At 39.1% G+C, this 25,276-nt stretch carries 30 protein-coding genes and 1 riboswitch; of the genes, 7 read left to right on the top strand and 23 right to left on the bottom strand.

Going from position 1 to position 25,276, the window contains the following annotated elements; genetic code table 11:
- Both BSR19_RS01530 and BSR19_RS01525 read right to left on the bottom strand, forming a co-directional pair.
- On the bottom strand, positions 1-303 hold the full coding sequence (locus BSR19_RS01530; protein WP_002889924.1) for an urease subunit gamma: 303 nt from the start codon (positions 301-303) through the stop codon (positions 1-3).
- 24 nt (positions 304-327) lie between these two features.
- Positions 328-843 (bottom strand): AmiS/UreI family transporter, encoded by a 516-nt coding sequence (locus BSR19_RS01525; protein ID WP_002886548.1) that lies wholly within the window; start codon positions 841-843, stop codon positions 328-330.
- A gap of 406 nt (positions 844-1,249) precedes the next feature.
- On the opposite strand from BSR19_RS01525, the gene BSR19_RS01520 reads away from it, so the two are divergent.
- Positions 1,250-2,641 (top strand): DUF4153 domain-containing protein, encoded by a 1,392-nt coding sequence (locus BSR19_RS01520; protein ID WP_156246365.1) that lies wholly within the window; start codon positions 1,250-1,252, stop codon positions 2,639-2,641.
- 50 nt (positions 2,642-2,691) lie between these two features.
- Here the strand turns inward: BSR19_RS01520 and BSR19_RS01515 are convergent, their stop codons facing one another.
- The 6 genes from BSR19_RS01515 to BSR19_RS01490 form a co-directional block, all read right to left on the bottom strand.
- Complete coding sequence (locus tag BSR19_RS01515) at positions 2,692-3,024, bottom strand: DUF805 domain-containing protein (protein ID WP_002886546.1); 333 nt, start codon at positions 3,022-3,024, stop codon at positions 2,692-2,694.
- 110 nt (positions 3,025-3,134) lie between these two features.
- Positions 3,135-5,231 (bottom strand): peptide cleavage/export ABC transporter, encoded by a 2,097-nt coding sequence (locus BSR19_RS01510; RefSeq protein ID WP_002889921.1) that lies wholly within the window; start codon positions 5,229-5,231, stop codon positions 3,135-3,137.
- Positions 5,232-5,405: 174 nt separating this feature from the next.
- The gene (locus BSR19_RS01505; protein WP_049545716.1) at positions 5,406-6,305 is read right to left on the bottom strand and encodes a helix-turn-helix transcriptional regulator; all 900 of its coding nucleotides are present in this window, start codon (positions 6,303-6,305) and stop codon (positions 5,406-5,408) included.
- 177 nt (positions 6,306-6,482) lie between these two features.
- A complete protein-coding gene (locus tag BSR19_RS01500; RefSeq protein ID WP_049545715.1) occupies positions 6,483-7,133 on the bottom strand; it encodes a phosphatase PAP2 family protein in 651 nt (216 codons plus the stop codon).
- A 2-nt stretch (positions 7,134-7,135) separates the two neighbouring features.
- Positions 7,136-7,693 carry an ECF transporter S component gene (locus tag BSR19_RS01495; RefSeq protein ID WP_049545714.1) on the bottom strand — a complete coding sequence of 186 codons (558 nt, stop codon included), beginning with the start codon at positions 7,691-7,693 and terminating at the stop codon, positions 7,136-7,138.
- Between the two features lie 81 nt (positions 7,694-7,774).
- A riboswitch (FMN riboswitch) is annotated at positions 7,775-7,897 on the bottom strand.
- A gap of 106 nt (positions 7,898-8,003) precedes the next feature.
- A complete protein-coding gene (locus tag BSR19_RS01490; protein WP_021143543.1) occupies positions 8,004-8,513 on the bottom strand; it encodes a tRNA (cytidine(34)-2'-O)-methyltransferase in 510 nt (169 codons plus the stop codon).
- A 277-nt stretch (positions 8,514-8,790) separates the two neighbouring features.
- Between BSR19_RS01490 and trkA the strand changes: the two genes are divergently transcribed.
- Entirely contained in the window at positions 8,791-10,140 is a 1,350-nt protein-coding gene (trkA, locus tag BSR19_RS01485) for a Trk system potassium transporter TrkA (protein WP_060973157.1), read from the top strand.
- A 6-nt stretch (positions 10,141-10,146) separates the two neighbouring features.
- A complete protein-coding gene (locus BSR19_RS01480; RefSeq protein ID WP_002889908.1) occupies positions 10,147-11,586 on the top strand; it encodes a TrkH family potassium uptake protein in 1,440 nt (479 codons plus the stop codon).
- Between the two features lie 22 nt (positions 11,587-11,608).
- On the opposite strand, the gene yidD is transcribed toward BSR19_RS01480, so the two are convergent.
- The 10 genes from yidD to BSR19_RS01430 form a co-directional block, all read right to left on the bottom strand.
- Entirely contained in the window at positions 11,609-11,857 is a 249-nt protein-coding gene (gene yidD, locus BSR19_RS01475; protein ID WP_082759657.1) for a membrane protein insertion efficiency factor YidD, read from the bottom strand.
- Entirely contained in the window at positions 11,857-12,582 is a 726-nt protein-coding gene (locus BSR19_RS01470; protein ID WP_002883686.1) for a pseudouridine synthase, read from the bottom strand. Before BSR19_RS01470 ends, yidD begins: the two co-directional genes overlap by 1 nt.
- Positions 12,583-12,673: 91 nt before the next feature.
- Positions 12,674-13,255: an SMC-Scp complex subunit ScpB gene (gene scpB / locus BSR19_RS01465; RefSeq protein WP_064525558.1), complete on the bottom strand. Its 582-nt coding sequence runs from the start codon at positions 13,253-13,255 to the stop codon at positions 12,674-12,676.
- On the bottom strand, positions 13,248-13,961 hold the full coding sequence (locus BSR19_RS01460) for a segregation/condensation protein A (protein ID WP_064525555.1): 714 nt from the start codon (positions 13,959-13,961) through the stop codon (positions 13,248-13,250). The genes scpB and BSR19_RS01460 overlap by 8 nt, the downstream gene beginning before the upstream one ends.
- Positions 13,961-14,722 carry a site-specific tyrosine recombinase XerD gene (xerD, locus tag BSR19_RS01455; protein WP_156246364.1) on the bottom strand — a complete coding sequence of 254 codons (762 nt, stop codon included), beginning with the start codon at positions 14,720-14,722 and terminating at the stop codon, positions 13,961-13,963. Before xerD ends, BSR19_RS01460 begins: the two co-directional genes overlap by 1 nt.
- Positions 14,676-15,158 (bottom strand): cyclic-di-AMP-binding protein CbpB, encoded by a 483-nt coding sequence (gene cbpB, locus BSR19_RS01450; RefSeq protein WP_156246363.1) that lies wholly within the window; start codon positions 15,156-15,158, stop codon positions 14,676-14,678. The genes xerD and cbpB overlap by 47 nt, the downstream gene beginning before the upstream one ends.
- Complete coding sequence (locus BSR19_RS01445; protein WP_156246362.1) at positions 15,155-15,676, bottom strand: metallophosphoesterase; 522 nt, start codon at positions 15,674-15,676, stop codon at positions 15,155-15,157. Before BSR19_RS01445 ends, cbpB begins: the two co-directional genes overlap by 4 nt.
- On the bottom strand, positions 15,658-16,632 hold the full coding sequence (locus tag BSR19_RS01440; RefSeq protein ID WP_060973152.1) for a nucleoside-triphosphate diphosphatase: 975 nt from the start codon (positions 16,630-16,632) through the stop codon (positions 15,658-15,660). The genes BSR19_RS01445 and BSR19_RS01440 overlap by 19 nt, the downstream gene beginning before the upstream one ends.
- Entirely contained in the window at positions 16,625-17,440 is an 816-nt protein-coding gene (racE, locus tag BSR19_RS01435) for a glutamate racemase (RefSeq protein WP_002889898.1), read from the bottom strand. The genes BSR19_RS01440 and racE overlap by 8 nt, the downstream gene beginning before the upstream one ends.
- 63 nt (positions 17,441-17,503) lie before the next feature.
- Positions 17,504-17,755 carry a YneF family protein gene (locus BSR19_RS01430; protein ID WP_002883695.1) on the bottom strand — a complete coding sequence of 84 codons (252 nt, stop codon included), beginning with the start codon at positions 17,753-17,755 and terminating at the stop codon, positions 17,504-17,506.
- Positions 17,756-18,000: 245 nt separating this feature from the next.
- Between BSR19_RS01430 and BSR19_RS01425 the strand changes: the two genes are divergently transcribed.
- Positions 18,001-18,543, top strand: coding sequence for a TetR/AcrR family transcriptional regulator (locus tag BSR19_RS01425; RefSeq protein WP_060972193.1), 543 nt, complete (start codon positions 18,001-18,003; stop codon positions 18,541-18,543).
- A gap of 32 nt (positions 18,544-18,575) precedes the next feature.
- Here BSR19_RS01425 and BSR19_RS01420 read toward each other — a convergent pair whose 3' ends face one another.
- Complete coding sequence (locus BSR19_RS01420; RefSeq protein WP_060973151.1) at positions 18,576-19,829, bottom strand: diaminopimelate decarboxylase; 1,254 nt, start codon at positions 19,827-19,829, stop codon at positions 18,576-18,578.
- Positions 19,830-19,966: 137 nt separating this feature from the next.
- Between BSR19_RS01420 and BSR19_RS01415 the strand changes: the two genes are divergently transcribed.
- Entirely contained in the window at positions 19,967-21,103 is a 1,137-nt protein-coding gene (locus BSR19_RS01415) for a DUF5105 domain-containing protein (RefSeq protein WP_156246361.1), read from the top strand.
- Between the two features lie 37 nt (positions 21,104-21,140).
- Here the strand turns inward: BSR19_RS01415 and BSR19_RS01410 are convergent, their stop codons facing one another.
- The 3 genes from BSR19_RS01410 to BSR19_RS01400 all read right to left on the bottom strand — a co-directional run bounded on the left by BSR19_RS01410 (position 21,141) and on the right by BSR19_RS01400 (position 23,196).
- Complete coding sequence (locus tag BSR19_RS01410; RefSeq protein ID WP_049545705.1) at positions 21,141-21,830, bottom strand: Bax inhibitor-1/YccA family protein; 690 nt, start codon at positions 21,828-21,830, stop codon at positions 21,141-21,143.
- A 23-nt stretch (positions 21,831-21,853) separates the two neighbouring features.
- Positions 21,854-22,357, bottom strand: a complete 504-nt coding sequence (locus tag BSR19_RS01405) for an HD domain-containing protein (protein WP_002883682.1) — start codon at positions 22,355-22,357, stop codon at positions 21,854-21,856.
- Between the two features lie 101 nt (positions 22,358-22,458).
- Positions 22,459-23,196, bottom strand: a complete 738-nt coding sequence (locus tag BSR19_RS01400) for a TrmH family RNA methyltransferase (RefSeq protein ID WP_060973149.1) — start codon at positions 23,194-23,196, stop codon at positions 22,459-22,461.
- Between the two features lie 102 nt (positions 23,197-23,298).
- On the opposite strand from BSR19_RS01400, the gene BSR19_RS01395 reads away from it, so the two are divergent.
- Positions 23,299-23,577 (top strand): acylphosphatase, encoded by a 279-nt coding sequence (locus tag BSR19_RS01395; protein ID WP_013990023.1) that lies wholly within the window; start codon positions 23,299-23,301, stop codon positions 23,575-23,577.
- An 85-nt stretch (positions 23,578-23,662) separates the two neighbouring features.
- On the top strand, positions 23,663-24,580 hold the full coding sequence (gene yidC, locus BSR19_RS01390; RefSeq protein ID WP_002886520.1) for a membrane protein insertase YidC: 918 nt from the start codon (positions 23,663-23,665) through the stop codon (positions 24,578-24,580).
- Positions 24,581-24,747: 167 nt separating this feature from the next.
- Here the strand turns inward: yidC and greA are convergent, their stop codons facing one another.
- A complete protein-coding gene (gene greA, locus BSR19_RS01385) occupies positions 24,748-25,230 on the bottom strand; it encodes a transcription elongation factor GreA (RefSeq protein WP_002883697.1) in 483 nt (160 codons plus the stop codon).
- Positions 25,231-25,276: the final 46 nt, after the last annotated feature.

The raw sequence follows: 25,276 nt of genomic DNA, 5'->3' as shown, positions 1-25,276 counted from the left end.
TTACTGAATAGGATCATGAACAGTAACCAGTTTTGTACTGTCCGTAAAAGTAGCTTCAACTTGAATCATTGGAATCATTTCTGCAATACCTTCCATAACATCTTCACGTGTTAAGAGATTGCGAGCTTCATCCATCAGTTGGGCAACAGTTTTACCTTCTCTTGCACCTTCAAGCACATAGTCAGTGATTAAAGCAACTGTTTCTGGATGATTCAATTTGATTCCTTTGTCTTTACGTCGTTGAGCAATCATAGCCGCAAGGCTAATCATCATTTTTTCCTGCTCGCGCATTGTCAATTGCATCGTTTTTCCTCCTTAAATCAATGCTTACCACTTGCCCCAAAGCATCAAAAGCCCTGGAATCCAAGCTGTTACAATTCCTTCAAAAATAGCTAGGTAAGGGACAAATTTTCCTAGATTCTTCTTAAGATTAATTTCAATAAAGGCAGTTAGCCATAGGATACCCCACAAGAACCAAATAATACCATACCAAGCATTACCACCGTATCCAGATGTTAAGCAAAGAATCCCTGCTGGTAGCGTATTAATTGCCACAAATAAACTAAACCACCCATACAAACGTTGATCAAAATCGAAAATCGTATTGATCGCTGAGTAAAGATAGGTGAAAGCAAATAAAAGACCAGTAGCGCTACCATAAAACCATTCAGCGCCTTGCCCTGTACAAGCTCCGTAAGCAATGACAATAATGTTGAGAATCAAACCCAGACCACCCGTAAAGATATTCATGACAACATTTGATTTATCAGGAATACCCTCTAAACGATGGAGTCCATTACTCATCAAAACCATACCAACATAGAGTAGGATGACACCTAACATAAGAACCTCCTAAGTTTTTTATGTTAATATCATACTACTTTGAAAACACATGTCAACGAATTTTCAGAAATTTTGCAACATTTAGATGGTAGTCAATCTAACATATAGTGTCAAAAAATGACATCACCTTTAGTGATCCTCGATAGAAGTCCTTTGCTCAATCCCAGATAAACAAACAGTTAATCTCTAAAAAACTATCTTTAGCATTTGACAGTTTCTGACAATATAGCCCGTACAATCTATCATTCAATGTAAGCATAATATTTTTTTCTCGCCTATTTTTGCAACTCATTCTCCAGACCTAAGTCCATAGACCTATTTTTAGTAATTTTACAGTTAGGTGACAAAATCGAACATTTTTTATGATAAAGTCTTTTTTGGACTAACATCCAAAAGGAGAATTATGATGGAAACAAATAACTATACTACTAATTTACAGCTAGTCTCCCAGGAATATTCCGACGAAAAGACTAGTCTTCAAACCAGAACCAAGAAACTCTTGGAATATTTTTCACCAAAAGACATTTGGAAAATTAAGGGACTGATTGTCGCCTGTCTCGTGGCCTGCTTCCTATATGTCACTTACTTGACCCATTTTTCCTTTGCCTTTCCAGCAACCCTTGTCTTGATAAGTACGATTGAACTGGGCTGTCGTCTATTAGGTGGAAAAGCAAAGGGAATGCGACTTGAATCGGCAATGTTTATGGTCACTAGTCTACTACAAGGTTTACAAATTAGTCTTTGGGGTCTGCACGACAACTGGGGGAGCGCTCAGATTCTTTGCCTTCATGCGAGTATCCTCCTTTACTTAATGGCACGTACTGGACAAAGTAGTCAAGACCGTTTGGGAATTATGGTTTGGCTAGACCTCATATACACTAGCTGCATCTTCCCACTGAAATATTTCTTTATCGGAGCCTGGACACTACTCTATAAAACAGCACCTAAACAAGAAATCTCTGAAGAAGAAAAACACGCAGTTCAGAACCACAAATGGATGATTCTCATTAGTATCATGATTGCCTTGGTACTGACTGTATTCGCTGCTAGTCAGCTTAGTCAGGTCTTGCCTGCTTTCGGACAACTTTGGCAACTGTTCTTCCAGACACTTGCTACTCTACTTGATTTCACTATCACCTTCAAGGATAACGGATTATTGTTCTCTCGTTTAATAACCAGTATCCCTCTGGCTCTAGGACTTTTTGCTCAACTCGGTGCAACCTATTTGGCAAAAGAAAAGCCACTTAGTCAAAAACGATTTGAAGGCCGTCTTAAAACAACCCGTCAGTTTCCAAAAGTAGCAGCTTATATCGTACTCGGAAGCCTCTGCCTTACTTATGCCCTATTCATATTAACTGCCACTAGTCAAATGGGAGAACTCCTTTCTCTCAACCAAGTCAACATTCCAGCTCATCAAGCCTCACATATTGCCGTTCAGGGCTTCTGGCAATTAGTTCGAGTCTCTACTCTTAACTTGGGAATCCTAGCTGGACTTTACATTTTTTCTAAAGAAAACTTCTTCACCCACAAGGGGCTTCGTTTGTTGAGTACCCTACTCTTTACTTTTGCTAGCCTCTTTGCCCTTATCGCCGGCTGGAAACTCTTTGGCGTTTATATAGCACTCTATGGTGTAACGCCACGTCGCTTACTATCAGGTTGGTTTGTCACAGTACTCTTTATTTGGTGTGTCCTAACACTTATTAGACTTTATAAGCCTATCCAGGCAACCCGTCTCGCTGTATTTTATGCAACTATCAGCTTCACCTTGGTTAGCCTCTTAGGTAGCTTTATTTTATAAGAAAAAAGAGTGGAACTAGATTAACTAGTTTCACCCTTTTTATATTGGAGTTATTTTGAATCTCTTGTAGGAAAGGCATACATCACCCAAAGTACTACTAGTAGTGGTGTCGCTTTTAATACAATCCAAGCAACATTGAAATTGGCATCACGTAGACGACGAATCTGCATAGAAATGGTAGGAAGCGCCGTTGCTGCTATAAATAGAATGAAAGCTGTCAATGTAAAGCCAGCAGCTCTTGTTTCCCCAAGTAAGTCCATCAGTAGGAAAATCAAACTACCGATAATTCCATTAATCAAGACAACCCACCAATAGTCTGATCGTTTTGTACGACCATAAAAATCGAGATAGCCTAACCAAAAATTTTTATATGCCTCTAACATGTTTACACCTCTTAATAGTCTGCTACCAGTATACTATATTAATAAGATAGGTGCAAGATGTGAAAATTTAGACTTCTTAAGTTTTCTACATATATAATAGGAAGATTATTTTAAATAAACTGGAATAGATTGAAATTAGGACTGTCTGACTCAATCTGGCCACTCACCATGGTCACTACACGACTGACATGTTGACGTACACTATTGCGGTGAGCAATAAAAATCATTGTTCGTTTAATCTTAGCAAGATTAGCCATGACCCTGCTTTCAGTATCACTATCAAGACCACTGGTAGCTTCGTCAAAAATCAAGATAGGCTGCTTGGACAAGAGAGCCCTCGCTATAGCCAAGCGTTGTTTTTGACCACCTGATAGACCACCGTCTTCAGATACTTGGGTCTGAAAGCCTAGTGGCATTTTTTGAATATCCTCTAAGATATCAGCTTGTTGGCAAACTTTAAGAAGCTTTTTCTCGTCAACTTCTCCTTCAAATCCTAATAGCAGATTCTCTAAAATCGTCCCCGTAAACACATAGGTCTGCTGGGGAACGTAAGTCACCATTTGACGCAACTCCGCATGGCTAATGGCATCTTTATCTAGGGTTACATGACCACTAGATTTCGTATAATAACCTGACAACATTTTAGCTAAGGTCGTTTTTCCAGATCCACTTTTACCCATGAGGGCGATTTTCTCACCCTTATGAATCGTTAAATCAATCTTACTAAGAGTCTCTTGCTGATAACTAAAACGGTGACTGACTCCTTTAAAAGCAAGTTGTTTAAAAGATAACTCTTTAAGTTTTCCTTTTTCTTCCTTGTCCACAACATAAACTTCTTGAAGACGATTATTGGCGACTTTGGCTTGCTGAATTTTGGATTGGAGATTAATAATATTAATTAAAGGAGTTGTAAAATAATTCAGCAACATATTATAGGTAATCAACTGACCTGCAGATAGTTGCCCTTCCATGACCAATTGTGCCCCATACCAGAGGATAAAGACATTAGAAACTAACTGAACCCCTGTCTTTAACCCATCCTGCGTTAATTGCCACTTGGCCTTAGACAAGGACTTCTTCAAATAGTCATGGAATTTCACCTCAATTTCCCGATAACGTCTTTCCTCAACCCTCAAGGATTTTAAGGTTTCAATGCCTCGCAAATCATCAATAACAGCGGTATTGACCTGACTATTTGCCTCCATCAATTGATAATTTTCTTTCTCAAAAAGCTTATAGAATGCCACAATGATTAATACATAAAAAGGAACTACTGTGAGAGTCATCACAAAAAGTGACTGATTTTGTACAATAAGAGCCACAGCTAGAGTCATCACAATGGTCACATCTAGGAAAATCGATAAAATAGTTGAAGCTAGAGCATCTATAATAGTGTTAGCATCCCCAAAACGTGACGTGATTTCACCAGTACGACGTGAACTAAAGAAACTAATAGGCAAGGAAAGGACATGCTTGATATAAGGAAGAATGACAGCAATGGACAGGTAATTACCCAATCGATGTAGAAGATAATCTTTGAAAAAAGTAAAAACTTGTTGAGCAAGATAAGAGATACATAAGCCTAGCGAAATCATAGTCAGAAGATTATTGGCCCCCTGAGGAATCAAGCGGTCGATAATAGCTTGCAAATAATAAGAACCAATAATATTAACAAGGGTCACTAGAAAACTTAATAAGACAATAACTGCAATCAAACCCTTACGACGAAACAAAATTGGTAAAAATGAAAGAAGTCCAGGTACATCTTCTTTGTATTTAGTATAGGCTTCTCCTGGAACAAAAAAGAGAGCAACTCCCGTCCACTCTTTGGCAAATTCCTCTAAGGGCATTTTAATGACCTTCTTGCTAGGATCTGGATCACCAATAACAAGCTGCCCCTTGATTTGACCAAACACCGTATAATAATGTTGCAGCCCACCTTCTTTAACCACATGTACAATAAAAGGATAAGATAGGTTTTCTTGTTTAAACAAGTCTAAATCCGCACGAATAGCCTGAGTTTCAAGACCCAACTGCTTGGCCGCTTCCACCAAACCAAGCGCAGAGGTACCTTCACGAGAAGTCTGAGCCAACTCTCGCAAATAAGCTAAACTATAAGATGAACCATAGTGTTTAAGAATCATGGCCAAGGCAGCGACACCACAATCACGCTGATCAACCTGTGAAATATATGGATATTTTGACATGGTGACTCCTTATTAAAGACAACCTGCAAAATAAGGCAAGATAGTGATAAGTAGTGAGAATAGTGTAAATAATTTTAGTTTTTTCAAAATAAAACTCCTTTTAACTGTTATTTATGTTTCTATAGTAAACATTTAACCATTAAAAAAGTAGTGACATTTATGTCACCACCATTTCTATAAACCATCTGCCGCTTTACCTGCCTTTATACTTTCTTCTAGTACCGAGTCTTCTAAAACGGAAGCAAACATTATGGCCTTATCGTAATTTTCTGCAGCCTCTTTCTTGTTTCCTTTATGAAGAAGTTCATATTTGGCTTTGAGAACAAAAACACTAGGTTTATAGCTATAGAATTGTGATTTTTCTATAACAGCTAAGGCTTTATCCACAACTGTTAAGAAGTCTGAGAAGGAATTGTGAAAAATCTTCAAAGCAGCGATAGCCATCAAATCATTAAACAAAACAATATTATAGACATCATCTGTCCAAATTTCCTGATTTAATACTCTCTTTACGATTCTTTCAAAAAGTTTTTTATCATACTGTTTTCTTCCATAAAGATGGAAGAAATAGTAGTCAATAACTAATAAATCGTTAGTTGAGAATTTCCTCTTCCTTTTGACTTGTTCAAACAAGTCTTCATATATCTCCTCAACTTTAGGACTCTCTTCCCAACTAGTAAAACTCAAAATATTTTCCAAAATATCTAGAGTTAACAATTCTTCTTCTGGAAGAAGTTCAAAGAATTTCTCATAGACCTCCTCAATTAAGGCAAGTTTAGCCTTTATTCTTTCTGGATTTCTATACGTTGGAAACTTAATCAGACGATTCTTCATCTCGTAGTATTCGTCAGGGATAGTGATATTATCATGATCCAATAAATCGGTCATATTTTTTCCTAGACGTTTTGCAATATAAGATAATTTATCCAAAGACGGGAGCGACTCCCCTTTTTCAATGCGAATTAACTGACGAACAGTCAATTCCGCACCATCTAAACATAGCACTTCACGTGACATCTGCTGGCGTTCACGCTCAGTTTTGATTCTTAGTCCAATGCTGTCTTTTATGTTCAAGAGACACTCCTTTATTTCGAAATTTTAAAAACATTATATCATAATTATAATATAATTAATATACAATTAATGCATTTTTAATAGAACAATAGTGAAAATAAGCTATTTTTATACATTTTATATAGGAAAGACCTTCCTTTGTATCAAAAAACATGCAGTTCAAAACTACATGTTTTTTTATTTCTGTTTACTTTGGAATCGCCATTCAAAGCGAATGCGGTCATAAGTTGGATAAATCGCATTAAGCAAACCAAAGGCTAAGGTAAAGCCAGCTAAAACATCTGTTGGATAATGAACTCCTACATAAATACGCGAAAGTCCAACAAGGAAAATCAGAAGCCCAGTAATAGCATAAACTACTATTTTAGATTCTTTTTTCTCCAAACGCTGAGCAAGGACAATGGCAATTGCTCCAAGAATCATAAAAGTTCCCAAAGAATGACCACTAGGGAAAGAATAACCACTAGCATGCACTAAATGCGTAATTGATGGACGCTGACGCTGATAAATATACTTCAAACTTACAATCAAGATACTAGCGAGAAGCCCACTGGCTCCCACAAAGATAGCTTCTGATTTATACTGACGTAGATAAAGCCAGATGACTGCTACGATTGCAATAATAGCCTGTACAGGCGTATTCCCAAGTATGGTAATAGTTTTAAAAAAGCGTGTCAATCCTGCTGGTAAGCCTCCTCGAACCCAAGTTTGAATGTTGCTATCAAATCCTGTCAAGGCTTCAGGATAGAACTTAACCATATAACCGAGAGCAACAAATAACAATAAGGCAAAAGAAGCATAAATATAATGTGTGTGTGTGTGTTTCATATTTATAATTTTACTAGAATAGACTTAAGTGGAGCATAAATCAAAGCAAAGACTAGCGCAAAAATCAATCCTTCAAGTAAATTGAAAGGTACTACCATAGCGAAAAGGTATTTATAGAGACCTATAAATTGCGCAATATCAAAGTTGGCAAATTTAGCATAGAGTGGTACTGCATAAATATAGTTAAGAATAACCATAGCAACTGTAAGCAAAGCAGTTCCTAAAACAGAACCAAGAATATAATTCTTGCTTGTTTGATTTTTCTTCCAAAAATAGCTTAGGCCCCAAACAAAGACGCCTAGAGCAACAAAATTCATAGGAAGTCCAATCATTGATCCTGGTCCACCATTGTTTAGCAAGAGCTTCAACAATGAACGAAGCAAGAGAACACCGATGGCACTCTTAAAATCAAAGATGACCAAGGCAATAAGAACAGGAAGGATTGAAAAATCAACCTTCAAAAAATCTGCTGCTGGAATCAATGGAAATGAAAAATAAAGCAACAAGAATGAAACTGCAGATAAAATGGCAATGTAAGCCAATTTACGTGTGTTTGTCATAAAAAAATTCCTCCAAATTTTAACAATTTGAAAGAAGTTCCCAATGGATTTGCCCATGCCAAAAAAAGCCTACGCAAAAAGACTGGTCTTCTTCCATCCAGACTATACTGTCGGTTGAGGAATCACACCTCATCAGCTTGCGCTCGCGGACTTATCCAAAGAATCACCGCCGGTCGGGAGTTTCACCCTGCCCTGAAGACCTTTTAAGGATAACATAAAAAAACCTTGGTGACAAGGTTTTCAAATTATGGATTTCTAATCTGTTGATAGTCAATGACTATAATTATTCTTTTAAAACAAAATGAAGTATCTATTTTAATTTATCGTGTTGATAACGGTGACTCAGCTCTAGCCCCTCAAATTGTTGCTGACGAAGCGCTTCGTAAACAATCATACAAACAGTATTGGACACATTTAGACTACGCACATGTTCATCATTCATCGGAATACGAATAGCTTTTTCAGGATGCTCACGCATAAAATCTTCAGGTAGGCCTGTATCTTCACGACCAAACATAAAATAGTGGTCCTCACCATCGGCATAGGCCTCTTCTGAATAAGTCTTATCCGCAAATTTCGTGACTAAATGCAAACGACCCTCTTGATTTTTAGACATGAAATCTGCCAAATTGTCATAATAAGTGATGTCAAGCTTATCCCAGTAGTCTAAACCTGCACGTTTCATTTTCTTGTCATCAATTGGAAAGCCCATAGGACGGATGATATGAAGAGGGCTATTAGTCGCTGCACAGGTACGTGCAATATTTCCGGTGTTTTGTGGAATACGAGGTTCAAACAAGACAATATGATTACGTGACATCTCAATTCTCCTAGACATAAAAAATACCATGTCGCCCGGAGTCAAGCTCAGCAGACGACATGGTTGTGGACGTTCATTAGCTTAAATCATGACAGGTTAGATTTAAAATAACGAATCTTTGAATATATTTTAGCACTTCTGGTCTAAAAGTCAATACTATTTAAAGAAAAATTTCACCTTTATTCACTTAAATAGGAATAGTTGATAAAGCTAGCTGAAAAGGATGATTTTTCCGCTAAAATAGAGTATCATAGTAATGATTATTTGGAGGTAACTCATGCGTATTATTGTCGTAGGTGCCGGTAAAGTCGGTACCGCACTCTGTCGTTCTCTTGTTGAAGAGAAGCACGATGTTATTTTAATTGAAGAAAAGGAAGAGGTACTCAAACGCCTCAGCAAACGCTATGATGTTATGGGCTTTGCTGGAAATGGGGCTAATTTTAAAATTTTGGAACAAGCCGAGGTTAGCAACTGTGACGTCTTTATCGCAATGACCGATAAAGATGAAGTGAACATGATTTCAGCGGTTCTGGCTAAACAAATGGGTGCCAAAGAAACTGTTGTTCGCGTACGTAACCCAGAGTACTCTAATGCTTATTTCAAAGACAAAAACTTTCTTGGATTCTCATTAGTAGTTAACCCTGAACTTTTAACAGCTCGCTATATTGCCAATACAGTTGAATTTCCAAACGCCCTATCAGTTGAAACTTTTGCTAATGGACGCGTTATTCTTATGGCATTTAAAGTTACTGAAAATAGCCAATTATCTGGTATGACAATGGAACAATTCCGTAGGAAATTCGGCAATATTCTAGTTTGCACGATTCACCGTCAGGGTGAACTCATCATTCCAGATGGAAATGCTACCATGCAAATTGGGGATAAGATTTATGTCACTGGTAAACGTGTTGATATGGCACTTTTCCACAGTTACATCAAGCCAAAAAGCATCAAAAAACTTTTGTTGATTGGTGCTGGGCGCATCTCCTACTACTTGCTCAATATCTTGAAAAACAATCGTATTAAGGTCAAATTGATTGAGCAAAAAATGGACCGTGCGCAAACCTTTAGTCAGGTCTTCCCTGAAGTTTCTGTTATCTTAGGTGACGGTACTGCTAAAGACCTTCTTCTCGAGGAAAGTGCAGCCAGTTACGATGCCGTAGCTACCCTAACCGGAGTCGATGAGGAAAATATCATTACCTCTATGTTCCTCGAAAGCCTTGGTATTCACAAGAATATTACTAAAGTCAATCGTACCAGTCTTTTAGAGATTATCGATACACGTGAGACAACAACAATTGTCACACCTAAGAGTATTGCCGTTGACACTGTAATGCACTTTGTCCGTGGGCGTTATAATGCTAAAGATTCTAGCCTCGATGCCCTTCACCATGTGGCTAATGGTCGTATCGAAACCTTGCAATTCCAAATTAAGGAAAACAACAAAATCGCTGGGAAGAAACTTTCTGAGCTTGAATTTGCTAATGGTGTCCTTATCGCTGCTATTATCCGCAATGGAAAATCTATTTTCCCAACGGGAGAAGACAGACTCGCTATTGGGGATAAAATCGTGATCGTTACACTCTTACAAAATGTAACTCATATTTACGACTTGTTGAAGAGGTAAGCTGCCATGAATCGATCTATTGTCCGTTTTCTTATTGCCAAGCTCCTACTGATTGAGGCTGCTCTCTTGGTTGTGCCACTTATCGTCGCTCTTATTTATCAAGAAGATGCCAAAGTATTTGCCAGCATCTTGGGTACGATGGGGATTCTCCTCTTTCTCGGAGTGCTTGGTACTCTCTTTAAACCGAAGAACTACCATATTTACACCAAAGAAGGGATGCTTATTGTAGCCCTCTGTTGGGTGCTCTGGTCTTTCTTTGGAGGATTGCCCTTCGTCTTTGCTGGTCAGATCCCAAGTGTCATTGATGCCTTTTTCGAGATGAGCTCTGGTTTCACAACCTCGGGGGCTACTATTCTCACAGATACTGGAGTACTTACCCACTCCCTACTTTTCTGGCGAAGCTTCGCCCACTTGATTGGAGGGATGGGGGTATTGGTCTTTGCCCTAGCCATCATGAACAACAGTAAAAATGGTCACCATGAGGTTATGCGTGCAGAGGTGCCTGGTCCAGTATTTGGTAAAGTCGTTGCCAAGCTCAAAAATACAGCTCAGATTCTTTACATCATCTATCTGACTATGTTTGTTATTTTTGCTGTTATTCTCTGGCTTTGCGGTATGCCAATCTTTGATAGTATCATCACTGCTATGGGGGGCGCAGGTACTGGGGGATTTGCTGTCTATAATGACTCTATCGCCCACTACCACAGTGATCTGATTACCTATGTGGTTACTGTTGGTACCCTACTCTTTGGGGTTAACTTCAACCTTTATTTCTATATCCTCCTTCGCAAAATCAAGTTTTTCTTCCAAGATGAAGAACTACGTACCTACTTTGCGATTGTGGCTATTTCAACAGGTTTGATTTTCCTCAATATTTTTGGGATTTACCACAATTTGGCTGACTCTTTCAAATACTCATTTTTCGAAGTGTCAACTATCATCACAACAACCGGTTTTGGTCTAACGGATATTACCAAATGGCCACTCTTTTCTCAGTATATCCTACTCCTCCTGATGTTTATCGGGGGATCAGCAGGTTCTACTGCCGGTGGTTTCAAGATTATCCGTGCTATGATTATTGCTAAGATTGCACGAAATCAGACCCTGGCTAGTCTCTATCCTAATCGTATCCTGTCACTTCATATCAATGGAAGTGTTCTCGATAAAGAAACCCAGCACAGTGTTCTTAAATATCTAGCTGTATATGTACTCATTATACTAAGTTTAGTCACTGTTTTGTCACTGGATAATCAAGACCTCTTGATTGTGACAAGTGCTGCTGCTTCTACCTTTAACAATATTGGACCTTTACTTGGAACGAGTGATAGCTTTGCTATTTTCAGTCCTTTGTCTAAGCTTATCATGGGATTTGCTATGATTGCAGGACGTTTGGAAATTTATCCTTTACTACTCCTCTTCCTGCCAAAAACTTGGTCAAAAACTTAAGCATAGAAAAACTCCTTTGGATTCATTTATTCAAAGGAGTTTTATTACGTTTTAGACTAAAATAATCTGGCACCGGATCATCGCCAGTCTCTGATAAAGGGTGACATCTTAAGATACGGGCAACTCCCATAAGAACTCCCTTTAAACCGTGCATTTCTATTGCTTGGATCATATAAACCGAACAAGTTGGACGAAAACGGCAAGAGGGTGGAAATAGGGGAGAAATCCATCTCTGATAAGCCTTTACTAAGGCAATCAGAAATCTTTTCATTATTTAACCTTATTGACAGCAGCGTTATGAAGCTGACTGATTTCTTTCTTATTCAGACGGCGTGATTCACCTGGGCGAAGCCCTGTTAAATCAAGGGTACCAAAACGCGTACGTGACAACTTATCAACAAGCAAGCCCACTGATTCAAACATTTTCTTAACCTGGTGGTTACGCCCTTCATGAATTGTCAATTCAACAACTGAACGGTTCTTTTCATGGTCTACTTTGATAATATTGTAACGTGCTGGTTTTGTTTTCTTACCATCAATGACAACACCACGAGTCAAAGGACGAAGGTTCTCCTTGGTCGCAATACCTTTGACACGCGCCAAATAAACCTTGTCAATCTCATTACGTGGGTGAATCATCTTATCGGTAAAGTCACCATCATTAGTCAAAATAAGAAGCCCCGTCGTATCCCAGTCAAGACGACCAACAGGATAGATACGTTCCTTAACGTGGGGCATGAGGTCAATCACCGTCTTACGATTTTTCTCATCAGATACCGAAGAAATAACCCCTCGTGGTTTATTAAGAAGATAATAGACCTTCTCTTCATTATAAATTGGGCTACCATTTACCTCTACAATATCACCATTTTTGACAATTGTTGCCAATTCCGTAACGGTCTTACCATTTAGGGTCACACGACCCTCTTTAATCAGTTCCTCAGCCTTACGACGGCTGGCCACACCAGCGTGGGCAATATATTTATTAATTCGCATTCTTTTTCTACAGCTTAAGCTGTATCCTTTCTACCTAGCATCTCTGCTATGTTTCTTTATTTTTAATGATTAGTTTCAACAAGGTTTACTCTTAATTGTCCAAGTCCTCAAGTTCCTCTGAAGCATCTTCCCTAAAGAGACTCGTTTCTTGATCTTCAAGTTCTAGTTGATCAATCGCCACAAGCTCGTCTAAACTGTTAATACCCATATAGTCTAGGAAATAATCAGTAGTCGCATATAGGTTAGGACGACCGACAGCATCCTTTTTACCAGCCTCTTGAATAAGATCAAAGGCCTGAAGTTTAGCAATAGCGCCACTAGAATTAACACCTCTAATGTCATCAACTTCAGCGCGAGTAATGGGCTGTTTATACGCAACTATAGAGAGGACCTCAAGACTCGCTCGTGATAGACTCTGGTTAATAGGCGTTTTAGAATAGTCACGAAGGAGACTTGCAAAATCTGGTTTAGTCACTAACTTATAGGTATTTGATGATTCCAATAAACACAGAGCTGAATCCTCATCTGCCTCGTACTTAGCTTGCAATTTCTCCAAAGACTGAGTCAGACCCGTCACTGGCATTTCCAAAAGCTGTGCCATAGTACGTAGACTAAGACCATCTTCACCAGCCACAAAAAGTAAAGCTTCTAATCGTGCTAAGTGACTACTCATTCGTCCATTCCTTTCTTAGTGTGATTGTGCCAAAAATTGTTTCCTGTTGTACTGATATGCGATGTACCTTAATCAATTCAAGAGTTGCCAAAAAGAGGGTGATTACTTGATTCATGTCTTTAGCATCTGTGAAAAGTTCATCCAGATATAGCTCATTTTTTGAGCCAAATGCTTCCTCAATAATCAGCATCATGTCTTCAATTTTATAATCGTCACGCGCAATGGTTGTATGATTTCGGCGAATTTCTTCTTGCTTTTCAGTCATGATTTTTGAAAAAGCCAAGAAAATGTCTTGAATGGTCTTATCCTGATTCAGCGTCACATCTTCATAAACTAATTCAACTTTTGGTTTTGAAAAATACTGAGCCCGCACTTCATGCTGCTTAGCCAACTCTTGACTAGCTGCTTTGAAGCGTGCATATTCTTCCAACTGACTCAAGAGCTCTAGTTCTGGATCATCTGCTTCTGGCTCAGCTTCCACCACTGTCGGCAGAAGCTTACGACTCTTAATCAGCATGAGCTGACTAGCCATAAGCATATATTCCCCAGCAACTTCAAGCTTCATGGCTTGCAAGGTTGCCAAATAAGCCAAGTATTGCTCAATAACCTCAACAATGGGGACATCGTAAATATCTACCTCATACTTAGAAACCAGATGGAGCAACAAATCCAGTGGCCCCTCAAAATCTTTTAACTTAATATCCATTAGATTTTATAGTATTTCTCCAAGGTCACTGGACTTTTTAGTCCCAGTAAACGAGCAAGTTCAAAGGCGCCCGTTCCCTTTTCAATTTGTCTAAGAATAAATTGCTGACGCAAGACTTGAGCAGTCACATTCGATAAGCCACAGTCACTAACATAAGTCTGGATTTGCTTATACAGCCATTGTCGAGTATAGACCTTACCCAAAAGCAATCCCTGACTGTTCACATCCTTAATAGCCAACAAATACTGTTTCAAATCTGCTTCAAGTCTAAGAACACGCTTAGTCGTTCCCTTGGCCACAGTTACAACACCAAAATCCAAGTCGATATCGGACCAGTCCAACTCCAAAATCTCTGAAGGCAAGAGCCCCAACTCTAGAATCAGCAGACAGGCCAGTTTCCCAGCCCCTTCACGTCCCTCATAAAGCGATGAAAGATCCAGTATCTGCAACTTATCCTCCTGAGAAGGTAGCGTTACCATCTCTGATAGTTTGAAAAAATTCGCTAATTCACCCTTTTGATAGAGATATAGTAAAAATTGATTGACCGCAGAGCGCTTACGTTTTTGTACGGATGGCTTCCATTCCTTGAGTTGGTTTTCATAGAGCTTTAAAGTGGTTTGATCAATTTGTCCTGAAATCAAAGTTGCAAACTGCTTAAGATCATAAGTATAAGCTTGCTTTGAACTCTCTGAAATGACCTTAGTAGCCAGAAAATCAGTGATCTGAGTTGTTAGTTGTTTTTGGAATGATGATATAGTCATGTGTAAAGTCATGTAAGAGGCTATTAACCGCCTTTAGAATCGATTTTCGTGTGATAATTCCTTTGAAAATACCTTGGCTATCAACCACAGGAAGGAAAGGATTATCAACTAGTTTATGCATTACCTCGTTTAGATTAGCATTATCTTCCACTGTTTCCACGACATCTGATGTCATCGGCCCGATATCACGGTTAACCATCTCCCACTCTTGCAAGTTATGTTCATCTTGATAACGCTTAATATCTGTCAAAGATATGGTCCCAAGATAATGCTTATCCTTAGTCAAAACGGGAACGCGCGAATAACCGTTACTCGTCAAAAGCAAAACCACATGATTAGCGTTATGACTATCAATAAAAATAGCAACCTGATCTGATGGAATTAAATAATTATCTAAACGAGCCAACAAAAAATCTTCAAATTCTTTAGCAATCATCGTTCAAATTCCTGTGTAAGTTCTGAATAAAGTTCATGGTCACGTGTGTAATATTCCACACGAATTTTTGCATCATTTATAATCACCTTTGCATAAAGTTTCTCATGGATAGGTCCACGTGGCTGTAAAACAGAACCTGGATTGATAAACACTGTCTCACCATTTCGCCAAGCTGTTGCCGCATGCAAGTGGCCATAAAGACAAATATCTGCATCCTCTTGTTGCGCCCAAAGATCTAACTTGTCCCAGGTAAAATTAATGCCATAGAGATGACCATGTGTTTGTGCAATAATCACATCTCCAAGTTTAACGACCAAACGTTCTGGATAACCTGAATCATAGTCACAGTTTCCTCGAACAACATGGATACCTTCCCAAACAGGATCACTTGATTCTAACTCAGAATCCCCGTTGTGGAAAATAGCATCCACCTTTCCCTGATAACGATTTTTTATATCTACTACAATGTCACGATCTCCATGGGAGTCGCTCATTACGATTATTGTTTGTTCTGCCATGTTGGGAAGACCTCCATAAGTTTCTTAACAGCTTGTCCACGGTGAGATTGTTCATTTTTCTCTTCTGCAGAAAGCTCTGCTGCCGTTTTACCCGTATTACCAACTAAAAAGAGTGGATCATAACCAAAACCATTATCGCCTTTCGGTTCTCGGCCAATATAACCCTTCCAGTCGGCATCAACAACCAAACTATCACGTCCAGGTGCTGCAACAACTAGGGTTGTATGGAAGTTCGCCGTACGTTTGCTATCATCAAGCACCATAGCCAGCTCGTGCAATAATTTAGCATTATTTTCAGCATCTGTAGCATCAGGACCTGCAAAGCGTGCAGACCAAACTCCTGGTAAGCCTCCAAGAACATCTACCTGCAAACCAGAGTCATCTGAGAGGACCATTTTACCAGTTAAGTCAGAAATGGTTTCCGCCTTCAAGCGTGCATTTTCCTCAAAGGTCATACCTGTTTCAGCAACTTCAGGAAGGTCTGGATAATCATTAAGATTCTCTACCTTAATGCCTAGTTTTCCAAATAGTTTACGAAATTCCTTAGTTTTTCCTTCATTGCGTGTCGCAATCAATAGGACATCACCAAAATCTGATTTGTTATCAGAACCAAAGAAATCACTCAAGGTGACACCTTCTCTTGGCACATGAACATAGACAAGCTTATCCCCTTCACTAACTACCAAGGCCCCTTGATGTTGCGTAACAGCTAGGTCACGACCAGTTTCCTCTTTCAAGCAATCCAAAATAAAGGATACTAAGCGAAGGTCTGAAGAATGTTTAGCAATATGTAACTGGAAACCACTAACAGCCAAAACGTTAGTCAAGGCTTGGAAAAGGTCAACAAATTGTTCATAGGCCTCATCACCACCAAAACAAGTCAAGTGATTGTAGCTTCCAAAACTAGCCAAATACCAGTCTTGTTCGTCTTTATATTCTAAAATTGATTTAGTCATTTTCTAACTCCTTGTCCAAATCGACATGTTGGACAGCAACTTCTTCACCCAGCCATTGTTCTGCGATTTCTTTAAAACCAAGCACACTAGCTGTGGTGTAATATTCTTCCGTCTTGTCTTCGACTTCACGGCTACGATTAATTTCAAAATAATTGAGCAAAACGGAAACATCACGAACCGTTTCAGCTCCGCTATCAATTAGCTTGACACTTGGCCCCATAACATTCTGGATGATAGGACGTAAAAGTGGGTAATGGGTGCAACCTAAAACCAAGGTATCTACCTTACCGACTAAAGGTGCCATGCTCTCATAAACAATCTTTTTAGCCACACTTGAGTTAATTTCATTGGATTCAACAATGGGGGCAAAGCGAGGACAAGATAAACTCAAGACATTCATTTGTGGTGCCAGATGCTTAATTTTTTGTTCATAGATGTTAGAGGAAATCGTCATAGGAGTCCCAATGACGCCAATATGACCCGATTGGCTAGACTTAATGGCAGCACTAGAACCAGGCAAAACCACACCTAGCACTGGGATATCCAAGGCTCCTTTGATTTCCTCCCAAACTACTGCTGTTGCCGTATTACAAGCAATAACGATCATTTTTACATCTTTGGTCAGAAGAAATTTAACCAACTGCCATGTATACTCTCTGATTTGTTCTGCTGGTCTAGGACCATACGGCGCCCTAGCAGAGTCACCAATATAAACAATAGACTCGTGAGGCAACTGACGTTTAAGTTCACGTACCACCGTCAGTCCTCCGACACCAGAATCTAAAAATCCTATAGGTCGATTATCCATCTTGCCTCCTTATCCCCTAGGTTACATGTAAAAAGCTGAGATTCACGTCCCAGCTCCCCACCATTATTTTTTCTTTTTCTTGCTATCTGCAAGTGCTTGTTTTTGTTGTTTGATAATTTGGTTATATGTTTGACGCACTTTTGCTTCATTTGGCTTTTGACCCGCAGCCGACATCATGGTACGAACAGCGTCCACATTCAAACGAGGATTTTCAGCCAATTCTTTCTCCATTTGTTTGCGGGCAAAGTATGCGCCTCCATAAAAACCACCTAAAAGGGCTACAAAAACAAGAATAATCCAAAGGACGGTGTTCATAAATTTAATTCTCCTATAACGTTGATTTACCTTATATTATAGCAAAAATGGACCCTACTGACAAATAAGACGTTGGTTCTTAAAAACGTATAGAAAAAAAGTTTTTTCGTTTAAAATATCGATAAAATGAGAGTTTCAGTATTTTTCACTTACAACTGTAAAGGACTTGTAAGATTTCTAGAAAAAAAATAGGTTATTATATAAGTTGTGGAATTATTATTATGTTTATATAAAGGGGTTTATTTATGCTCAAGGAAGCAACTATTTCCGAACGAAAAATTGTCAACGCATTTATTGAACTCTTAGAAGAGAGTTCACTCGAACAAATCAGCATCACAGACATCATCAAGAAGGCAAATCTCAGCAGACCAACTTTCTACTACTACTATTCAAATAAAGAAGATTTGGTTGAAACAACCTTCTCAAAGATTTTAGATAAAGTTTCAAGTATTCTTCAGGAAGACATGACCTACCAAGAGGGTGTTGTTACTGAAATGCTAGGATATCTTAAGGAAAATCAAAGACTCTGTCTCACCTTAATGACACACATTCCAAACATCAATGAGATGATTCGTGAATTCATTATCGAGACCATCCTTAACTCTGATATCGAAAATGTTACAGAGCTCATGGAACAAAGCTATCATATTCCTGCCAAATATTCATTGGAAATTTATGTTAGCACTATTGTTACCATTTTAACACTCTGGCTCAAAGAAGGCTGTGTCGAATCCCCTGAGGAGTTAGCCGATATCATTCTTGAAGCTGTAATCATTAAAGTAAAATAAGCTAGGGCCTTTAAGGCCTAGCTTATTTTTTGTTAAATGTCAAAATCAAAACCATCAAGAGTAGCAAAGTAATCATTCATCGTCTCTGCACGGCGGATCATACGAGCAGTTCCATCTTCTTGGTAGAGAATTTCTGCAGAACGAAGACGTCCATTATAGTTGTAACCCATTGAGAAACCATGTGCACCTGTGTCGTGGATAACCAAGGTATCTCCAATACGAGCTTCTGGCAATTCACGGTTCTTAGCAAACTTATCATTATTTTCACAAAGAGAACCTGTCACATCAACTACTTGAATGTCACCATCTGGATTAGTCATATTCGTGATGTGGTGGTAGGCATCGTACATAGCTGGACGAAGCAAGTTAACCGCAGAAGCATCTACACCAACGTAACGACGATAAGTGTCCTTAATATGAAGAACCTTAGTAACAACAAGGCCATGAGGTGCTGTCATGAAACGTCCAAGTTCAGTGTAAATACTGATATGTCCAAGATCATTCGGAACAAGGATCTCATCAAATTTAGCATGAACCCCTTCACCGATAACAGCAATGTCATTTTGCTTATTAGCCGGTGTGTAGTCTACCCCAACACCACCTGATAAATTGATAAAGTCAAGACTAACTCCAAGTTCATTCTTGATTTCTACCGCCAATTCAAAGAGTTGAGCAGCCAAGGTTGGGTAATACTCATTCGTTACTGTATTTGACGCTAGGAAAGCATGCAAACCGAATGATTGCACTCCTTTTTCTTTAAGGTAGGCATAACCTTTGAAGAGTTGTTCCTTAGTCATCCCAAATTTTGATTCTTCAGGATGATCCATGATATCAGTACCAAGAGAGAAGACACCTCCTGGGTTAAAGCGCAAAGAAAGGGTTTCAGGAAGCCCTGCAGCCTCTTCCAAGAAAAAGATATCTTCGTAAGCATCAAGGTTAATTGTCGCATTAATATCACGCGCGTAAACAAACTCTTCAGCACGTGTATCATTAGATGTAAAGCTAATCGCGCTACTATCAAAACCAATTTTCTTACTCATGACAAGCTCTGTATCGGTCGCACAATCGACACCACACCCTTCTTCTTTCAAAATTTTGAGGATTGCTGGATTAGGTGTGGCCTTTACAGCAAAGAATTCTTTAAAACCTGGATTCCACGAAAAAGCTGCATTAACTGCACTTGCTGTTTCACGAATACCTTTTTCATCGTAAAGATGGAAAGGTGTGGGAAATTCTGCAGTGATTTGTTCAAGTTTATCAGCTGCAATAAAAGGTGTTTTTGTCATTTTATTCTCCATTTTTTTACAATAGTAATCCTATTATAGCATAAGAAAAGGCTTGAAACCCAATTTTCTAATAATCTCAAGGCATATTTCATGATACAATAGACCTATAACCTAAATAAAATAACGGGGGATTATTTATGAAAAAATATCTTTACTCTGGGGCTCTTGCTCTAGCAGCCATCTTAACGCTCTCAGCATGTGCCAAGCCAAAACTTGATGCCAAGCTTTCTGTTAACGATATTGTCTATATGTCAGGAAGCGACCTCAAGCTCAAGGATGACCAAACCCTAGTCGAAGTCTCATTCAAACTCGAGAATACTTCGGAAGATATGGAAAATGAGCTCAAAACATCTGCTAAACAATTCTACCTCAAAGATAAAGATGGTAAAAAAGTCACAGCAAGCAAGCTCGACAAAGGTGACCTCCCTACTCTCTTCAACAAAAATAAGAACGTAGAGGATGCTACAGATGACTTTGGAAAGCTTGAAGCTGACGACTACAAAACTGTCTCGCTCTTTTTCGAAGTTAACAACGACGAAAGCTATAAACTCTATTTTGAATCAAAGGATGAGAAGACAGAAGGACAAACTGTTTCTACTAACCTAAAAGATTTCGATGGTAAAACAACTACCAATGTTAAAAAGACTGTTGATGCTTATTTCAACGCAGTTCTTCTAGGTGGCGAAAGCAAAGACTACAGCAAATTTGTTTCTAACGACTTGGACAAAGCTAAGGGCGAACTTAACCAATATTTCTCAGATAGCCTTCAATACAGCTATGATGCAACTGATAACATCAAACCAACCGGTGATGAAGTTCCAAAAGTTTTTGGTTGGGTTCAAACTGCTAACCGTGAACGCGGCAGCTACACTGTTGACAACATTATCGTCGCTAAAGATAAGGCAGAATTCAATGTCAACATGTCAACTATCAGTATGAAAGCTGCAGACGATGCCTATGGTGCTAATCACCCAAATCTCACAGACGAACTTAAAAACTACCTACAAAGCAATGGTGCTAACGCTGGAAATGTCGACCAACTGACAAGACAATTCTACATGGAAACTCACCTACCGAATTCAATCAAAGAAGTAACCCCATCAACACCAAAGACTGAAGGGACAAATATCTTTGATAATTACTCAGTCGAGCTTACTAAAAAAGACGACAAGTGGGCTTTCCCAGATAAAGATAGCTATGTCGGAAAATGGGATTACTATCCACTCTTCTACGCTTACACAGGTCAGCAAGGAACACTCACAAAAAACTATTAGACAGTAAAAAAATCAGCCATCTGGCTGATTTTTTTTACTAATTACGTCTAGCAAAGAGTCGCAAGATATTCAAGAATAAGTTAATGAAATCCAAGTAAAGACTAAGTGCCATAGAAACTGCCCATCCATCTGTGACCTGACCATTGGTACCATAATATACCTTCTTAATCATCTGGTTATCGTAGGCAATTAAACCTGAGAAAATAAGAATTGATACAATACTAATCACAAAACTCATCATGCTACTTGCAAAGAAAATATTAATCAAGCTAGCCACAATAATCCCAATCAAGGCTGCCATAAGGAACTTGGCCATGCCTGATAGATCTCGCTTAATGGTAACTCCGATAAGTGCCATGATAAAGAAAACAATGGCAGTGCTAAGGAAAGCTTGGAAAACAATGGCTTGCGTATATTGTACGATGATAAAGCTAAGTGTAAATCCATTCAGAGCAGAATAAACCAAAAATAAAGGTAGAGCCGCAGGTGTATTCCTTCTTGCAGCACCGCTAGCCAAAAAGACCAAACCAAACTCTAAAAAGAGTGCCGCCATGTAAACCCAAGAATAATTCATGAGAATGTTGACAAAAAGATGCGAAAGAGGGAAGAGCATCAGATAAGAGATGACTGCTGAAAGTCCCACTCCCATACCGACAAGACCATAAATCTTTCCGAAAAAGCGGTTCAAGCCCGCATCACTAGTTGTATAAATTGCATTTGATTCCATAGTTATCTCCTAAAAATAATGAATTATTGGTGGTGGCTTTGTAGAGTCTTGCGACGGAAAAACTTACGATTTTTGATTCGGTTTCGTAAAGGTGTCGCTGCTTCTTTAACCGCCCAATACTTATCAACCATAGTAACAATATAAGATTCCTTATACTTCGGCGGCGCAATCGTTGCTCCCCACATATGCTTGAGGATAATATCCTCTTCTTTTTTATTCAGATTAACAAGCTTTCTGGCATTACGAACAGCAATACGTGGGTGTACCCAAGCATGACTCTTGTTAAATTTAGTCACTCGCCAATCATAATAGAAAAAGTCATGTAAGAGACCACCTCGAGCTGTGCTCTTGGCATCCCAGCCAAATTTTTTAGCAATCTTATAGCTGGTGTAACTAACATTAACCGAGTGTTCTAAACGTGTCGAATGATGGTGTTGTACAATCCCATCCAATTTTTGAAAACGTGGATGAGAAATCAAATGTCCCACAACTTCCATGAATTCTTTATCATCTTCTGGTCGTTTCATAATAATACCTCATTAATGTTTCTAATGCTTCTTCATTATACCACTAGTACTTAAAATTACTTTAAAAGTCAGTTGTTTTCTCCTAAAATCATCCTTGAGACCTAGAGACTAAACATGAGAATTCCTGCTGCAACAGCAACATTCAGACTCTCCGCCTGACCTGGCATGCTAATATGTACGAGTTGATCAGCAGACTCAGCCATTTCCTGACTAATTCCCTGACCCTCATTTCCCATCACTAGGGCAAAATTGCCATCTGTCTTAACTGCTTTATAGTCAACGGAAACATCGGAAAGAGTCGTTGCTAAGACGGGGATACCTTGTTTTCTGCAAGCCTCAACCATGTCAAGAATTGGTCCACGATAGATTGGAAGGTGGAAATGACTTCCCTGCATAGAACGCAAGGTCTTCTGATTATAAATATCAGCTGATTTATCCGACAAAAAGACTCCGTCATAACCTGCGGCATCTGCTGTTCGAATCATTGTTCCTACATTACCAGGGTCCTGAACATCCTCCAAGAGAAGATACTTCCCTGAGAGAGACTTTGGCAAGGCTTGAGATTGTTTAGCAACTTCTGCCACAATCCCTTGAGGTGTCTGAGTTTCACAGAGTTCCTTAAGCACCTCTGGACTAACCAACTTAACCTTAGATATATTAGCCACACGATCAGCCATTTCCTCAAGTACGAAAACTTGAAGAATCTCGGCACCACTTGCCTTTGCTTCCTCAAAAAGATGCCATCCTTCTAAAAGATAGCTAGTTTTACGGTGCTTGCGCTGCAATAATTTTCTAGCAGACTTAATGCTAGCATTTTGCTTTGATTGAATGATTTCCATACACTCATTATAGCAGAAATTCCTTGATAAATCTTGGACTTGACCGACTTTATAGCAAGGATTATACTAAAAGAAAGAGCTTTCAAAAGGAGGTCGTGGAACATGCAAAAAGTAAGATTATTAGTCTCAGGAAGAGTCCAAGGTGTTGGTTTTCGTTATTCAACCTATGCTCTGGCACTAGATATAGGAGATATATACGGTCGAGTTTGGAATAATGACGACGGAACTGTTGAAATCCTAGCTCAGTCAGATAATCCTGCTAAGTTAGCTAAATTTATTCAAGAAGTTCGAAAAGGACCTTCAAAATGGTCTAAAGTAACCTATGTCGATGTGACCATGGCAAACTTCTCAAATTACAGCGATTTTCGGATGGCTAATTAAGAGGAAGCCCCGTTTTTAGCTTGTTCTCTTCCTTAAAAAAAGGTAAAATAGACAAGTATAACTAAAAAACAAAAGGAATGATATTGTGAATAAAAATCAAAAACGTCTAGCCCTGATGGGGCTTGCTGCCAGCATGCTACTCTTCCTATCAGGATGTGTAAGCCTTGATAAGTCTGGTAATCCTACTGGTTGGGTCTGGAACCTCCTTGGTCGCCCTATGAGCCACGTCATCACCTACTTCGCAGATAATCTTGGTCTTGGCTTTGGTCTTGGTATTATCTTTGTTACTATCATTGTTCGTTTGATTATCTTGCCACTTGGTCTTCACCAATCTCGTAGCGCAGCCTACCAATCAGCAAAACGTGAGTACCTTGCGCCTATCTTGGAACCAATCAACGAACGTTTGCGTAACGCTGAAACACAAGAAGAAAAAATGGCTGCCCAGTCTGAACTCATGCAAGCTCAGCGTGAAAACGGTCTAAGCTTGATGGGTGGTGTCGGCTGTCTTCCTCTATTGATTCAGTTCCCATTCTTCTCAGCACTCTACTACGCAGCACGTTACACTCCTGGTGTACTCCAAGATAACTTCCTCTGGTTTAACCTTGGTCACCGTGACTTCCCATTGATTATCATCATCGCAGCTCTTTACTACTTCCAATCTTGGTTGTCTATTCAACAAGTTCCTGAAGAGCAACGTAAACAAATGGCAGCGACGATGTACAGTATGCCAATCATGATGATTTTCTTTGGTATTAGCTCACCTGCAGCCGTAATCCTCTACTGGTTCGTTGGTGGTATCTTCTCTATTATCCAACAGTTGATTACCAACTACATCATCAAACCTCGCTTGAAAGAAAAAGTTGCTGAAGAGTTCAAAAAGAACCCTCCAAAAGCACCTCGTACAACACCAATCAAGCGTAAAGATGTGACACCAAAAAATACTCAAGCAATTGCAAGTAAACCAAAGAAAAACCGTAACGCCGGTAAGCAAAATCGTAAATAAGCTACAAAGCACTCTTGGCAAATGCCAAGAGTGCTTTTCTTATAGATTAATTCAGACTAACCTAATTCCTAATAGCGCCAACAAGCAAAAAAGGAGTGCGACAGAACAGCTGTTTTGTCTCACTCCCACTAGTTTCAAATATTGAACACCTTAATTCCAACAGTCACTTAGGCTGTTTTTTCTACACTAAGGATTTCCACAGAGTAGCTACCTGCTGGTGATTCGATAGCGACTTTGTCGCCAACTTTCTTACCAATCAAGGCTTGAGCAATCGGACTTTCATTTGAAATCTTACCTGAGAAGATATCAGCACCGGCTGCACCAACGATATGGTAAGTATCTTTGTCGTTTGTACCAACTTCTTGAACAACAACAGTTTTACCAATTGCAACCTCGTCATTAGCAACAGCATCACTATCAACGATTTCTGCATAACGAATTTTTGTTTCAAGAATCTGAATTTGTCCTTCAACAAAGGCTTGTTCGTCTTTGGCTGCTTCATACTCAGAGTTTTCTGAGAGGTCACCATAAGAACGAGCAATCTTAATACGTTCTACAACTTCTGGACGACGGACGAGTTTGTACTCCTCCAATTCCGCTTCAAGTTGTTCTTTCTCCGCTTGTGTCATTACATATGTTTTTTCTGCCATTTTTTTCTCTTTCCTATTTTTTGAGCCCTTGGCTTTATTTTCAAAA

This window comes from Streptococcus salivarius, assembly GCF_009738225.1.
Lineage (GTDB): Bacteria > Bacillota > Bacilli > Lactobacillales > Streptococcaceae > Streptococcus.
Note: the sequence above shows the minus strand (reverse complement) of the source record. Positions and strands in the feature narration are given on the sequence as shown.